We start from the raw sequence: 15,113 nt of genomic DNA on the forward strand, positions 1-15,113 counted from the left end.
CCGATGGCGGGCAGGGTACCAAGAGTTTGAGAGATTTTCGATTTTCCTGCCGGCTTTGGCCCGGCACGCGAGGAGAAGACGATGAACCAAGAGATTATGAATCTCTTCAACCCGACGACTCCGGCTCAGGTCTTCGACCAGATCCGGATCTCGATCGCGTCCCCCGAGAAAATTCTGTCCTGGTCCTACGGCGAGATCAAAAAGCCGGAGACCATCAACTACCGCACCTTCAAGCCAGAGCGTGACGGCCTGTTCTGCGCCCGCATCTTCGGGCCGATCAAGGACTATGAGTGCTTGTGCGGCAAGTACAAGCGGATGAAGTACAAGGGCATCATCTGTGAAAAGTGCTCGGTCGAGGTGACCCTTTCGCGCGTCCGGCGCGAGCGCATGGGCCACATCGAACTCGCAGCCCCCGTCGCCCACATCTGGTTCCTGAAGTCGCTGCCCTCCCGCATCGGCCTTCTGCTCGACATGACGCTGAAGGATCTCGAGCGGATTCTCTACTTCGAATATTACGTCGTGCTTGAGCCGGGTCTGACCTCGCTCAAGGACCGTCAGCTGCTGTCGGAAGACGAGTATCTGAAGGCGCAGGACGAATTCGGCCAGGATTCGTTCACCGCCATGATCGGCGCGGAAGCGATCCGCGAGATGCTGAAGGCGCTCGAGCTCGAGAAGCTCGAGGTGACCTTGCGCGCCGAGATGGCGGAGACCGACTCCGACATCAAGCACAAGAAGCTCGCCAAGCGTCTGAAGATCGTCGAGGCGTTCCGCCACTCCGGCAACAAGCCGGAATGGATGATCCTGACCGTCGTGCCGGTGATTCCGCCGGACCTGCGTCCGCTGGTGCCGCTGGATGGCGGCCGCTTCGCGACGTCCGATCTCAACGACCTCTACCGCCGCGTCATCAACCGCAACAACCGCTTGAAGCGGCTGATGGAGCTGCGCGCTCCCGACATCATCATCCGCAACGAAAAGCGCATGCTGCAGGAGGCCGTCGACGCGTTGTTCGACAACGGCCGCCGCGGCCGCGTCATCACCGGCGCCAACAAGCGTCCGCTGAAGTCGCTGGCCGACATGCTCAAGGGCAAGCAGGGCCGCTTCCGGCAGAACCTGCTCGGCAAGCGCGTCGACTATTCCGGCCGTTCGGTTATCGTGGTCGGTCCGGAGCTGCGCCTGCATCAGTGCGGCCTGCCGAAGAAGATGGCGCTCGAGCTGTTCAAGCCGTTCATCTATTCGCGGCTTGACGCCAAGGGCCTGTCCACCACCGTGAAGCAGGCCAAGAAGCTGGTCGAGAAGGAGCGGCCCGAGGTCTGGGACATCCTGGACGAGGTGATCCGCGAGCATCCGGTGCTGCTCAACCGCGCGCCGACCTTGCACCGCCTCGGCATCCAGGCCTTCGAGCCCGTGCTGATCGAGGGCAAGGCGATCCAGCTGCATCCGCTGGTCTGCGCCGCCTTTAACGCCGACTTCGACGGCGACCAGATGGCCGTGCACGTTCCGCTGTCGCTGGAAGCGCAGCTGGAAGCGCGCGTCCTGATGATGTCGACCAACAACATCCTGCATCCGGCGAACGGCCAGCCGATCATCGTGCCGTCGCAGGACATCGTGCTTGGCCTCTATTATCTCTCGATCATGCGCGAAGGCCTGCCCGGCGAAGGCAAGACCTTCGGCAACATGTCCGATCTCGAGCACGCGCTGCATGCCAAGGTCATCCACCTCCACACCAAGATCAAGTACCGGTGGGAGGGCATCGACGACACCGGCAAGGTGTCGCGCCGCTGGATCGAAACCACGCCCGGCCGCGTGATGCTCGGCAATGTGCTGCCGAAGCACCAGAAGGTCGCCTACGAGATCATCAACAAGCTGATGACCAAGCGCGAAATCTCCGGCGTGATCGACCAGGTCTACCGCCACTGCGGCCAGAAGGAGACGGTGATCTTCTGCGACCGGATTATGGCGCTCGGCTTCTACAATGCGTTCAAGGCCGGCATCTCGTTCGGCAAGGACGACATGGTGGTGCCGCACGGCAAGTGGAAGATCGTGGACCAGACCCGTACGCTGGCGAAGGATTTCGAGCAGCAGTACAATGACGGCCTGATCACCCATGGCGAGAAGTACAACAAGGTCGTCGACGCCTGGTCGAAGGCGACCGAGGAAATCGCCAAGGAGATGATGAAGGAGATTTCCGCGACCAAGAAGACCCCGAAGGGTGCGGACGCCGACATCAACTCGATCTACATGATGGCGCATTCCGGTGCGCGCGGTTCGCCGGCGCAGATGCGTCAGCTCGCCGGCATGCGCGGCCTGATGGCCAAGCCCTCGGGCGAGATCATCGAGACGCCGATCATCTCGAACTTCAAGGAAGGCCTCTCGGTGCTCGAGTACTTCAACTCGACCCACGGCGCCCGCAAGGGCCTCGCGGACACAGCGTTGAAGACCGCGAACTCCGGCTATCTGACCCGCCGCCTGGTCGACGTGGCGCAGGACTGCATCATCACGGCCGATGACTGCGGCACCTCCCTCGGCATCAAGATGCGCGCCATCATCGATGCCGGCACGGTCGTGGCTTCGCTCGGCTCCCGCATTCTCGGCCGCGTCGCGGGCGAGGATCTGCGCGATCCCGCGTCCAACAAGGTGGTCGTCAAGCGCGGCACCTTGATGGAAGAGAGCCATGTGGATGCCATCCAGCAGGCCGGTATCCAGGAGGTGAAGATCCGTTCGGCGCTGACCTGCGAGCTCGTCAACGGCATCTGCGCCAAGTGCTACGGCCGCGATCTCGCCCGCGGCACGCCGGTCAACCACGGCGAAGCGGTCGGCGTCATCGCGGCGCAGTCGATCGGCGAGCCGGGCACCCAGCTCACCATGCGTACCTTCCACATCGGCGGTGCGGCGCAGATCAACGAGCAGTCCTTCGTGGAGTCGAACTTCGAAGGCAAGGTCGTCATCAAGAACAAGGCCATCGCCCGCAACAGCGAAGGCCATCTGATCGCGATGGTGCGCAACATGGTGGTGGCGATCGTCGATGCCGATGGCACCGAGCGGGCGACCCACCGCATCCAGTATGGCTCACGCATGCATGTCGACGAAGGTGACATGGTCAAGCGTGGTCAGCGTATCGCGGAGTGGGACCCCTATACCCGGCCGGTGCTGTCCGAGGCCGAGGGCACGATCGGGTTCGAGGACCTGGTCGAAGGCCAGTCGATCTCGGAAACGCTCGACGAGTCCACCGGTATCGCCAAGCGCGTCGTCATCGACTGGCGCACCACGCGTGGTGGCGCTGACCTGCGGCCTGCGATCGTGGTCAAGGGCAAGGACGGCAAGGTCGCGAAGCTCGCGCGTGGCGGCGACGCCCGCTACATGCTGGCGGTCGACGCCATCCTGTCGGTCGACGTCGGCGCCAAGGTGATGCCGGGCGACATCCTGGCGCGTATCTCGACCGAGAGCGCCAAGACGCGTGACATCACCGGCGGTCTGCCACGGGTGGCGGAACTGTTCGAGGCCCGCAAGCCGAAGGATGCGGCGATCATCGCCGAGATCGCTGGCACCATCCGCTTCGGCCGCGACTACAAGAACAAGCGCCGCATCTCGATCGAGCCGCTCGACAAGACCGAGGAGCCGCGTGAGTACCTGATCCCGAAGGGCAAGCACATCCACCTGCAGGACGGCGACGTCGTCGAAAAGGGCGACTTCATCGTCGAAGGCAATCCGGCACCGCACGACATCCTGGCGATCAAGGGCATCGAGGAGCTCGCTGCCTACCTGGTCAACGAAATCCAGGAAGTCTACCGGCTGCAGGGCGTGCTCATCAACGACAAGCACATCGAGGTGATTGTCCGTCAGATGCTGCAGAAGGTGGAGGTCTCCGACCAGGGCGATACCGACATGATCGCGGGCGAACAGGTCGACAAGATCGAGTTCGACGCGCTCAACGTCAAGGCAACGGACGAGGGCAAGAAGCCCGCGACGGGGACGCCGGTTCTGCTCGGTATCACCAAGGCGAGCCTGCAGACCCGCTCCTTCTTCTCGGCGGCATCGTTCCAGGAGACCACCCGCGTGCTCACCGAAGCCGCCGTCAACGGCAAGGTGGATCCGCTGGAAGGCCTCAAGGAGAACGTCATTGTCGGCCGGCTGATCCCGGCGGGCACCGGCGCCTCGATGGCCCGGATCCGCGAAGTCGCGCTGAAGCGCGACAAGCTGATCCTGGACGAGCGCGAGAAGCAGTCGGCGATCGTGCCGACCGCCCCGGAGACCGAGCCGTTGGCGCTGCCGCCGGCGGAGTGAGCCGGATCTGGCCGTCGCTAAGTCATCACACGAATCGAAAGGCCGGCGTCATGCCGGCCTTTTTCATTATTGCGTAGGCGGCATCGCTTCTTACGCGACACCGCAAATTGCGCCCAGTCGATCCAGTGGAGCACGAAGGCGACGGGAGGCGCGAGAAACACGCCGCAACGATTCTGCTAGTGCGGCTGCCCGCGGCGCCCGTCGCTTCCATCACGCACAGCGCGTGCGAGATCACCAATTCGTGTGTGATGCGTGAAGATAACCGCAGGCGCCCAAATTACCGAGGTTTTCGTTACCTCGCCTGCAAGCCGCCGATTTTGCTGCTGCAAGATTGCCCTTGACCCTAACATTCCTGAACTATACCATAATCTTTACAGTGTAAAGATTTGTGTCGGCATGTTTCGCAAAACGGCAACAAGGGTCTTGTAAAGCGAGGCCCGCAAGCTGGGCCGATCCGGATCGGATGGTGTCGGCGACCTGGGGAGCGCGCTCGCGCGAGATTGATTTGCGCACAAACGGATCGCCTGACAGCGTCATGGGCGGCGGATGCGTTCACGTTGGGCGGGGCGCCCTCGACGGTGTGACGTGTCAGACTTCGGTCATATCCTGCACAGCTTCCCTCAGCCCATTGGACTCAGCCCATTTGGAAATGACGGGGCGCCATGCGTCGGCGGCGTGGTGCTTCGGCTTTCCCAACCCGCAACGATTGATTAAGTCATCTAATGGAATGAAGCTTTGAATATTCACCGCATGAGATTTGAAGCCAGCCCTTCGGGTCAGGCCTGCTGGCCAGACAGGGAAGACCTGTCGGTCGAATTCGTGCGGCTGCTTGCGTCGGCCCAGGAGGGAGGGGCTGCGGTTGCCGAATGTCTGATGGTGGCGAGCCGCATCGACTTCGATGACGACGATTCCTGGTATCTCGAATGGAAGCGGATCGCCGACACCAATGCCGGACGCGGAGACGCGGCGCTACGTGACGGCAATCTCAGCACCGCGCGCAGCAATTGGCTTCGCGCCATCGGCTATTATCAGGCTGCGGCTTTCCAGCTTGAGGCCGCCGACAGCAAGCGCCACGCGGTGATCGAAAGCATGCGCCGATGCGCAACGAGCTTTCTTCAGCATCGCGACCGGCCCGGTGAGGTGGTCTCGATTCCCTGGCTGAGCGATTACCCGCTAGAGGCCTATTTTCTGCCGCCCCGTGGCACGGCCGGCCGTGCGCCGGCGGTGATCTGCATCGGTGAGCCGGGACAGAGGAAGGAAGAATTTCTACACAAGATGGCGCGGCATGCCGACGAGCGCGGCATGGCGCTGCTGGCGATCGACCTCTTCGGTGCGGGGGCGGGGGATGCCTTTGAAGACATCGTCGGCCGCCGCGACCTCGAAACCGCGATCAGTCATGTCATGGATTATCTCGTGGAGCGCCACGATGTCGACGAACGCCGGGTTGCGATTCTTGGCGATGGCGGAAGTTCGTCCTTCGTCGCGCGGGGCATCGCCTTCGACGATCGCTTCGCCGCTGCGGTGTGCGACGGCGGCATCTGGGATCTACAGGAGCGCGCCTTCCTGCACGACCGAGTTGGGCATTTCAATGCCTCGCTGAGTACGGCGTCTCGCAACATCCGTTGCCCGGTCTTGATTCCCGCTGGCGAACGCGGCTGGCTCAAGCCTGAACGTGCGCGCCAGCTCTATGAAGTGCTGCGGACCGAACATAGCGATGTGACCTTGAAGATCTTCAAGGCCGACGAGACGGCCGCCATGCAGGGGCATGCTGACAACCCTACGCTGGCGAACGAGTACATTTTCGACTGGATCGCGGCGCATCTGCGCAACAGCCCGACCTGAAGCGCGTGAGATGCGGTTGAAGCGTAACCGGCCAGCGGCACCGTTTCAGATGTCCAGCGTCACCTTCATGCATGCCTTCTCGAGCCGGCTCTGCAGGCTGACGAGCTTGTTGGTGAACTCATCAAGTGCTCGGCCGTCAAATTCCGCGAAAATGAACTCATTCAGCGCTTCCTGCTGAGCGGACAGACTCGCCAGGTGCTTGTAGGTCTTGTCCGTCAGCGACATCTGCACGATTCGCGCGTCCTCGCTGGAGGGCTTGCGGCGCACAAAGCCCTTCTTCTCAAGCAGCTTCGATTGCGTCGTGACGAACGACGAATCGACATGCAGCTTCCTGGAGACGGCATTCACCGGCACGCCGTCGGCCTGATCCATGTCGGCAAGCGCCATCAGAATCATCCATTGCGGACCGCTGATGCCGAGCTTCTTGGCCCAGAAGTAGCGCAGTTCTTCGAGGTGCACGTTGATAGCCGCGATCGCCCAGGTGAAGCGCCTGACCGCGTCCTGATTCTTGCCGGCGCTGCTGTCCAAGCCTGCCCCCCCTTGCTGGACCGAGCTGGCCCAGGCTCGTCTTGTTGCTTGCTGCCATAACCTATCTTGAGCCAATTCTTTTGGAAAAAAAGCAAAAAAGATCAGTTGTGAAAGCGATATATCGGCGCCTGTTGCACTGCGATTTCGTCGCAAAGCGCCCGTTGCAAAAAGGATACAAGGAGATGTCAATCGTTTTACTGATCAAATAAACTGTTTTGATTATCAAATCTGCAAATGCATATTTGCCTGCGACGGCCTGGGGATCTGGATCGTCCCGTGAGGTGGTTCGCTCAAGTCCCGCGCATCAGGGCGGGGTGGCCCAAGGGTGCGAAACGACTGAGCGGTTATTCAAGGGGGCGAGGGGGCTGGTCGCTGTGGGGGGCTTACTCCGTCAGGTCTGCCCTTCTCCCAGAAAGAGCAACTTGGAGGGTTACAATGAAGATGATTAAGAGCCTCATCCTCGGCTCTGCGGCGGGCTTGCTCGCCGTGGGCGGGGCGCAGGCTGCTGATCTTCCCGTAAAGGCCAAAGCGGTCGAATACGTGAGGGTCTGCTCGCTGTACGGCGCGGGTTTCTGGTACATTCCCGGCACAGACACCTGCATCAAGATCGGTGGCTATCTGCGTGTCGATACCACCTTCAACGGCGGCATCTACAACCAGCCGGCCTGGAACGGCGGTCTCGGCACCGGTGATCGTTTCACCGATAGGATCAACAGCCGCTCCCGTATGGCGCTGACGGTTGATACCCGCACCGCCACCGAATATGGCGTCGTCCGCACCTTCGCCCAGGGCGACTTCCAGTTCAACAACTTCGGCACCTCCAACCCGACCGTCCTCGGTGCTGCTCCGACCGCCCTTGGTGGCTCGAACAGCTCTGAACTGAACGGCGTTGGCGGTGGCTATGTCGCGGTCGAATACGTCTTCATCCAGTTCGCCGGATTCACCTTCGGTAAGTCGTCCTCGGCCTATGCGACGCCCTGGAACGGCTATCCGGGCAACAACACGTCGTTCCTGATCGGCGGCGAGGACTCCGTCACCGGCGTGAACAACATCCAATACACCGCGCAGTTCGGCAACGGCGTGTCGGCCAGCGTCGGTCTCGACGATCCGACCGTGTTCAACCGCACTGGGCTGTGGAACCTCTCGGTGCCGCTCGGCACACCGCTGACGACCGGCTTTGCTGGCGCCAACGCCTATGGCGGCTTCGTCATGCCTGATGTGGTCGGTAACGTTCGCGTCGATCAGGCCTGGGGTCTGTTCCAGATCTCGGGCGCGCTGCATATGGTCAACGCATCTTATAACGCCCTTGGCGCGGGTGGCGCTCCAGTGGCGGGTACGACGGCTCTGACCGACTCGGTCCTGTCGGGTCATCCGGAGAGCAAGCTCGGTGGTTCGGTGATGGCTGCCTTGCAGATCAAGAACATCCCGACTGGTCCTGGCGACGACTTCAAGATCGACGCCACCTGGGCCAAGGGTGACACCAAGAACGTGATCTCGACGTCGGCAGCGTCGCCGAGCTTCCTGATGATCGGTGGCGTTCCCGGCCAGTTCGGCGGCAGCGGCACGATCGGCGTCGGTGCGACCACCGACGGTGTCTTCTTGCCGGCGGCTGCGGGTGGCGATGGCAATATCCATCTGACCACGGCCTACGGTGTCCGGGGCGCGTTCAACCACAACTGGGATCCGTACTGGTCAACCAGCTTGTACGGTGGCGCCGGTTGGGTGCGGTATGACGGCGCGGCTCGGACCGAGATGTGCGGAGCCTTCGGCGCCCTCGTTCCCGGTCTGGGCGTGACCTATAGTTGTAACCCGAACTACACTGCTGCGATGGCGGGTGTGGTTACCCGCTGGACCCCGGTCAAGAACTTCACGTTCTCGGCCGAACTGCAGTGGTTCGGCCTGCAGCAGAACTGGTCGGGTAGTGCGACGTTCACCCCCGGTGCGCCGCAACCGATCCAGAGTTGGAGCTTCGCCGACCAGAACACACTGTCGCTCAACGTGCGCGTTCAGCGCAACTTCTGATCCGATCGTTACGGACCGTCTGACAAGACCCCCGGCAGGCAACTGCCGGGGGTTTTCATGTGGGCGCGAGTCGGATTCGCGAGCGTCGTGTTGGCGCACTTGGGCAATGATGCGCAATCAGGAAGCCGAGCCCGCGGTGATGTTTTAACTGCGCTTGCCTGCGTGCAGTCGGTGATGCAGATGGGACACATGACGGGGCAAGAGTCTGTGGAACAAAAAATCTGATTTACTCAAGTAATTGGATAACGTATCTTTGCTTCAGTTGACCGGCCAAATCGTTGGACGGCAGCTTAGTCTCGGAGACGAGCCTACTTTTTGCTAAACCTCCAAAACCACCGGCGATGCCCCGCCGGTGGTTTTTCATTTTGGGCAGGCCGCGGCAGCAGCAAAAATCGGCCGTGAGCCGGTGCGCGGACGGACCGAAGCGCGCAGACCGGTTTGAAAAAGCAACATCCGCGCCCCGTATGATTACGGATTGCGCGGGATTGCTGGGCTTTTTGAGCATTTCCGTCCCTGCTGCAGTGCGGGAGCCTACTTTGTTCATCTTCCCTTCATGCTGAAAAGCGCTTTTGGTATTTCGACTTAGACCGGTGTTCCCGCGGCGGGGGCGTCGGAGCGCACGGACGAATCATGCTTGATCTTGCAATTGTTGGCGGCGGGCCGGGGGGCCTGATGAGCGCCTGGTACCTGAAGCGGAAGCTCGGGGAGCTTTGCCGCGTCACCATTTTCGAGTCGTCCGACCGGCTCGGCGGCAAGGTGCTGACGCGGAAATTCGATTCGGCGCCCGCAATGTATGAGGCGGGCGTCGCCGAGATTTATGACTACTCAATGACAGGCCCGGATCCGTTGCGTGAGCTGATCCAGCATTTCGGGCTGCAGACGATCCCGATGGATGCCGAGCAGGTCATGCTGGATGGCGAGCTGCTCAACGATGTGCGGGGCATGCGCCGCAAATACGGAGCGAAGACCGCGGAGGCGATCGAATCGTTCCGCAAGCGTTGCGGCGAGATGATTTCGCCGATCGAGTATTACGAAGGCGTCGGCGCGCATGACAACGATCATCCGTGGAGCCAGATCAACGCGGACGAACTGCTCGACAAGGAGGTCGACGACGAGACCGCCCGGCGCTTCTTCAGGGTGATGGCGCGCTCCGATATCGCCACCGAAGGCCACAACACCAACGCCCTCAATGCGCTGAAGAATTTCGTGATGGATATCGACGGCTATATCGGCCTGTACTCGATCCAGAACGGCAACGAGCAGCTGATCGAGTGCCTGCAGTCCGAGGTCGACGCGGATATCCAGCTCAATCACCGCGTTCTCAAGGTCGGCAAGACCGAGGCCGGCCGCTACCGCCTCAACATGATGAACGGCAAGGGCCCGGAGACGCGCGAATTCGATCTCGTGCTGGTATGCCTGCCGCACTCCTGGCTCGCAACGCTGGGCTGGGAAGGCGAGGCGCTGCGCAAGTCGATGGGCAAGCACGTCGCCTATTTCGATCGGCCGGCGCATTATCTGCGGGCCTCGCTCCTGTTCGATGAGCCGTTCTGGGGCGACAAGATCGCAGGCGCCTGGTTCATGTCGGAGGCCTTCGGCGGCTGCTGCGTCTACAATGAAGGCGCGCGGCACGATGTCGGCCGGCACGGCGTGCTCAATTTCCTGATTCCGGGCTCGGATGCGCTCGCCTTTGCCAATCTGAGCGATGCGGATCTGATCACGACCGCGCTGAAATCGCTGCCGGCCTCGCTCGGCGATGCGCGCGCACACTTCCTCGAAGGCAAGGTGCATCGCTGGCTGTCGTCGGTGAATGCCATCCCCGGCGGTCTTCCCGTGCGCGACGTCGTGACCAACCACCGGCCCGAGCCAAAGCAGCATCCGGGCATCGTCCTGGTCGGCGACTACCTGTTCGATTCGACGCTGAACGGGCTGCTCGACTCCTCTGACGCGGCGACCGACATCATCCTGACCGAGATGATGCGGCTGCGCCGCGCGCGCGCCCAGAACGGCGAGCCTTTGTCGGACAAGATCGACCGCGGCTATTTCGAGAACTATCGCGGTCTCGGTCCCTATCGCGAGGCCTGGCGGCACTTCACCGACCCCGACTATCTGCGCGAGATGATCCGCATCGTCTGGGGGCGGGAGCAGGGCTACAAGCTCCTCATCGCGGGCTCGGCCAGCGGCGAACTGGTCGGCGCGCTGCGCGAGCGCGGGATCGACGCCTGGGGCATCGAGAACAACCGCTACATCCACGGCAAGACGCCGAAGGAATTGAAGAAGTTCAACAAGCTCGGCTCGATCGTCGAGATCCCCTTCGCCGACAACGAGTTCGATTTCGTGTTCGAGACCAGCCTCTGCAACGTCGCCGGCAAGCAGGTCCCGCGCGCCATCCGCGAGTTCAATCGCGTGGTCGGCACCGGCGTGATCTTCGGATCGGTGACATCCGACATGGCGCCCACCCTGATCGACCGCTACGACCTGTTGCGCGGGGTGAAGAAGCTCGGCACCTGGTGGGAATGGTCGGAGCTGTTCTTCGGCAACGGTTTTGATCTGGCGATGCATCGCCACGACTGCACCGATGCGCTGTGGACGGCGACCCTTGCGGCGAACAAGGGGCCCGGCCGCTGGTATGCGGACTCCGACAGCCTGCGCTATTCGTTCTTCGATAAGGTCGGCGACGAAGAAGATTAACCTCGTCGTCGCATTGCCGTAGTAACTTTGCTGAACGGGCGCCGATCGCTAAAGGTAAAGCGGTGGCGCGCTTGCCCTCTATCAGCGGTCATGCCGGCCGTGCAGCATCGGTTGGTCGAATGGCGCCCAAGCCTTCATTGTCCAGTGACAACGTCCGCGGCTCGCCGGAGGTGGGCGAGGCGAATGCGCGACTGACCGGACAGATTCCCGCCGCGCGGGTCCGCGAGGACAAGCCGGCGCCGCCGGCCGCCGAGCCGGAGGACGAACAGGAGCTGGACGAGGACAACGAGGCGCTAGAGCTCGAGGACGACGAGGATGACGAGGACCTCGTCGTCTTTACCGCCAAGGAAGCTGCCGGCGCGCTCACCACCATCTACGGCTTCGTCAAGCCCTTCCTCGCCAACTACAAGAAGATCCTGGCATTCGTCAGCATCGGCGTGATGGTCGAGACGCTGTTCAATGTCATCATGCCGCTCAGCCTCAAATTCCTGATCGACGATGCGCTCGGCGAGGAGGACTTCCAGGCGCTCTACCGCATCCTCGGTGTGCTCGCGACCGCAGGCATCTGCACCTCGATCGTGGCGGTCTGGTACGAACGGTGGGACGCGCGGCTGACGGCGGGGCTGTTGTCGGACGTGCGCACGATGCTGTTCGAGCATGTCCAGAACCTGCCGGCCGCCTATTTCCAGCGCACCAGGCGCGGCGAGATCCTGTCGCGCTTCTCGGTCGACATGGCGGCGTTCGAAGGCTCGATCAAGGGTTTTTCCGCCGGCGCCGCACTGCCGTTCCTCGAATTGATCGCCGGCATCATCCTGATGCTGTTCCTGAACTGGCAGCTTGCCGTGGTGGCGCTGCTGGTGTTCCCGATCACGCTGATCGGCCCGCGTATCCTCACCCCGAAGGCGGTGCAGGCCAATTACGAGCAGAAGCAGAACGAGGCCGCGCTGCTCGGAATGGTGCAGGAGAGCATCGCCGCGCAAGCCGTGGTCAAGGCGTTCACCCTGCAGCGCAAGGTGTTCGGCTGGTTCTCCTTCCGCAACGACGCAGCGCGCCACAAGATCGCCTCCGCTGTCTTCCTGTCGACCATGGTCGAGCGCACCGTGACCATCGCCGTGCTCCTGCTGCACCTCGTGGTGCTCGGGCTCGGTGCGTATCTTGCGACCAAAGGCCAGATCACGATCGGCACCTTCGTCACCTTCGAGAGCGCGTTCTGGGAGGTGTCCTACAACATCGCCCATGTGATGCATTTCATCCCGCTGTCGATTTCTTCGGCCGCGGCCGTGCGCCACATCCAGGAGTTGCTCAACGAGCCGACCCGCGGCGCGGATCGCCCGGGCGCGCCTGATCTGCCCGACATCACCCACGACATCGCTTTCGAGCACGTTACCTTCCGGTATGAGGGCGCGCCCACGGCGGTATTGGATGATTTCTCGCTCAAGCTCGATGTCGGCAAGACGGTCGCGATCGTCGGCCCCAGCGGCTCGGGCAAGAGCACGTTGCTCAATCTGATCCTTCGCCTCTACGTGCCCGACGACGGTCGCGTCACCATCGACGGCGTCGACATCCGCAGGGTGACGCTGGAATCGCTGCGGCGCTGCATGGCAGTGGTGTTCCAGGAGAACATGCTGTTCAACATGTCGATCCGCGAGAACATCCGCCTCGGCAAGCCCGATGCCACCGATGCCGAGGTCGAGGCCGCCGCGCGCAAGGCCGAGATCCACCGCTACATCATGAGCCTGCCGCAGAAATACGACACCCCCGTCGGCGAGCGCGGCGACACGCTCTCCGGCGGCCAGCGCCAGCGCATCGCGATCGCGCGCGCCATCATCCGCGATCCCACCGTGCTGCTGTTGGACGAGGCGACCTCCGCGCTCGACCAGACCACGGAAGCCGCCATCAACCGCACACTGCTCAAGCTCGCCAAGGGCAGGACCATGATCTGGTCGACCCACAGGCTGACGTCCGTGGTCGAGATGGACGAGATCATCGTGATCTCCGGCGGCAAGGCCATCGAGCGCGGCTCGCATGCGCAACTGCTCGCCAGAGGCGGCGTTTACCGCAAGCTGTGGGACGACCAGAGCCGCGCGCCGAGTGGCCCGAAGGAGGTCGTCGAGGATGACGATGAGGAGGACGGCGACGCGGATTGAGCGGATCTGATCCCTCGTCGTCGCGGCCGGCTTTCCGGCGGAATCGGCTTGTCGGCCGAAGGAGTGCAATGACCGGCATCGCGCAACAGGTGGAGAGGGGCGGGAAGGGCTCCGCGCTTGAAGTGCTCGCGGTCTTTCTCAAGCTCGGCGTGAGTTGCTTCGGCGGGCCGATTGCCCATATCGGCTATTTTCGCGATGAGTTCGTCACCCGCCGCCGCTGGCTCGACGAGCAGGCTTATGCGGATCTGGTGGCGCTGTGCCAGTTCCTGCCCGGACCGGCGAGCAGCCAGGTCGGCTTCTCGATCGGCTTGATGCGCGCCGGTTATCTCGGTGGGCTTGCCGCCTGGACCGGCTTCACCCTGCCGTCCGCGATCCTGCTTGTGCTGTTCGCTTATGGCGCAACGTCGCTAAGCGGCCCGCTGGGCGGTGGATTGCTGCACGGGCTGAAGCTGGTAGCGGTGGCGATCGTGGCGCAGGCGGTGTTCGGCATGGCGCGCTCGCTGTGCCCGGATCGGGAGCGCGCATCGATATCGGTGATTGCCGCTGTCATCATTCTGTTCAGCACGGCTTCGCTCGCCCAGGTCGGCGCGATCGTGCTCGGCGGCGTCGCGGGTCTGTGGCTGTGCCGCGGCGCGCCGGCCGCCGAAGGTGGGCATGTCAGCATGCCGGTGTCACGCCGGGGCGGCCTCGCCGCGCTGGTCGCCTTTTTCGTGCTCCTGGTCGGCGTCCTCGCGGTGCAGGGGCGCGCGGGAGCAGGGGGGCTCGATCTGTTTGCCGCCTTCTACCGCTCGGGCGCGCTGGTGTTCGGCGGCGGTCATGTGGTGCTTCCGCTGCTGCGCGAAGCCTTCGTCGGGCCGGGCTGGCTGAGCGACGATGCCTTTCTAGCCGGTTATGGCGCGGCGCAGGCCGTGCCAGGGCCGCTCTTCACCTTTGCTGCCTATCTCGGGACCGTGGCGAAACCGGAGCCGCATGGCCTCGCTGGTGCTGCGATCGGTCTTTTCGGGATATTCCTGCCGGGGATCCTGATTCTCGTCGGAATGCTGCCGTTCTGGGATGCGCTCCGGAATCGGCCGAGCGCGCAGGCTGCGATGCGTGGAGTCAACGCGGCCGTAGTCGGCATTCTCGCGGCGGCTCTTTATAATCCGGTGTTCACGAGCGCGGTGAAGGCACCGCCCGATCTTGCTGTGGCGCTTGTCGGATTCGTCCTGCTGATCGCCTGGCGGGCACCGCCGCTCGTGGTGGTCATCGTTAGTGCCGTCGGCGGCATGGCGCTGTCCTTGGCGGGATACTGAGGGCGATTCGGCGCGGGTGCCGCCACAGGCGGTCGAATCGACTGGCTCCGATGAATATAACACCCGGATAAAAAGGCGAGATGAGCCGCCTCTTGAAGCTCGGCCGGGAGGGTGCTGTAGAGGGGCAGGACTCCATACGTTCCGCGGTTGCGCGTTCGCCGAACAGGCGCGTTTCACAGGCGCAAAAGGCGCGTCTTCTCTTGTGGTTTCGCCTTGACTTGCCTATTTCACGCCTATACAAGGCCCGCACTTAACGACAGGCGGTGAGCAACGCCAACGTCGGCACGGATCACCCATTTCGCCTTTCAGGCCG

At 62.8% G+C, this 15,113-nt stretch carries 8 protein-coding genes; 6 read left to right on the top strand and 2 right to left on the bottom strand.

What is annotated here, in order from left to right:
* The first annotated feature begins 81 nt into the window (after positions 1-81).
* A complete protein-coding gene (rpoC, locus tag A3AI_RS0135400; protein WP_024520070.1) occupies positions 82-4,281 on the top strand; it encodes a DNA-directed RNA polymerase subunit beta' in 4,200 nt (1,399 codons plus the stop codon).
* Positions 4,282-5,031: 750 nt separating this feature from the next.
* The gene (locus A3AI_RS0135405; protein ID WP_024520071.1) at positions 5,032-6,123 is read left to right on the top strand and encodes an alpha/beta hydrolase family protein; all 1,092 of its coding nucleotides are present in this window, start codon (positions 5,032-5,034) and stop codon (positions 6,121-6,123) included.
* Positions 6,124-6,168: 45 nt separating this feature from the next.
* On the opposite strand, the gene A3AI_RS0135410 is transcribed toward A3AI_RS0135405, so the two are convergent.
* Entirely contained in the window at positions 6,169-6,651 is a 483-nt protein-coding gene (locus A3AI_RS0135410) for a MarR family winged helix-turn-helix transcriptional regulator (RefSeq protein ID WP_024520072.1), read from the bottom strand.
* A 435-nt stretch (positions 6,652-7,086) separates the two neighbouring features.
* Between A3AI_RS0135410 and A3AI_RS0135415 the strand changes: the two genes are divergently transcribed.
* Positions 7,087-8,673, top strand: a complete 1,587-nt coding sequence (locus tag A3AI_RS0135415) for a porin (protein ID WP_024520073.1) — start codon at positions 7,087-7,089, stop codon at positions 8,671-8,673.
* Between the two features lie 226 nt (positions 8,674-8,899).
* Here the strand turns inward: A3AI_RS0135415 and A3AI_RS48315 are convergent, their stop codons facing one another.
* Positions 8,900-9,217 carry a hypothetical protein gene (locus tag A3AI_RS48315; protein ID WP_156928092.1) on the bottom strand — a complete coding sequence of 106 codons (318 nt, stop codon included), beginning with the start codon at positions 9,215-9,217 and terminating at the stop codon, positions 8,900-8,902.
* 86 nt (positions 9,218-9,303) lie between these two features.
* On the opposite strand from A3AI_RS48315, the gene A3AI_RS0135420 reads away from it, so the two are divergent.
* The 3 genes from A3AI_RS0135420 (at position 9,304) to chrA (ending at position 14,800) form a co-directional block, all read left to right on the top strand.
* Positions 9,304-11,361 carry an FAD-dependent oxidoreductase gene (locus tag A3AI_RS0135420; RefSeq protein ID WP_024520074.1) on the top strand — a complete coding sequence of 686 codons (2,058 nt, stop codon included), beginning with the start codon at positions 9,304-9,306 and terminating at the stop codon, positions 11,359-11,361.
* Between the two features lie 119 nt (positions 11,362-11,480).
* Positions 11,481-13,508, top strand: coding sequence for an ABC transporter ATP-binding protein (locus A3AI_RS0135425; RefSeq protein WP_024520075.1), 2,028 nt, complete (start codon positions 11,481-11,483; stop codon positions 13,506-13,508).
* 68 nt (positions 13,509-13,576) lie between these two features.
* Positions 13,577-14,800, top strand: coding sequence for a chromate efflux transporter (gene chrA / locus A3AI_RS0135430; RefSeq protein WP_024520076.1), 1,224 nt, complete (start codon positions 13,577-13,579; stop codon positions 14,798-14,800).
* Positions 14,801-15,113 lie beyond the last annotated feature (313 nt).

The organism is Bradyrhizobium sp. Tv2a-2, assembly GCF_000472425.1.
In the GTDB taxonomy this organism is placed as follows: Bacteria; Pseudomonadota; Alphaproteobacteria; order Rhizobiales; family Xanthobacteraceae; genus Bradyrhizobium.

What these genes read in the sequence shown, in the direction of transcription:
- rpoC (WP_024520070.1), top strand. Translation starts at nt 82, where the DNA reads ATGAACCAAGAGATTATGAATCTCTTCAACCCGACGACTCCGGCTCAG.
- A3AI_RS0135405 (WP_024520071.1), top strand. Translation starts at nt 5,032, where the DNA reads ATGAGATTTGAAGCCAGCCCTTCGGGTCAGGCCTGCTGGCCAGACAGG.
- A3AI_RS0135415 (WP_024520073.1), top strand. Translation starts at nt 7,087, where the DNA reads ATGAAGATGATTAAGAGCCTCATCCTCGGCTCTGCGGCGGGCTTGCTC.
- A3AI_RS48315 (WP_156928092.1), bottom strand. Translation starts at nt 9,217, where the DNA reads ATGAACAAAGTAGGCTCCCGCACTGCAGCAGGGACGGAAATGCTCAAA.
- A3AI_RS0135420 (WP_024520074.1), top strand. Translation starts at nt 9,304, where the DNA reads ATGCTTGATCTTGCAATTGTTGGCGGCGGGCCGGGGGGCCTGATGAGC.
- A3AI_RS0135425 (WP_024520075.1), top strand. Translation starts at nt 11,481, where the DNA reads ATGGCGCCCAAGCCTTCATTGTCCAGTGACAACGTCCGCGGCTCGCCG.
- chrA (WP_024520076.1), top strand. Translation starts at nt 13,577, where the DNA reads ATGACCGGCATCGCGCAACAGGTGGAGAGGGGCGGGAAGGGCTCCGCG.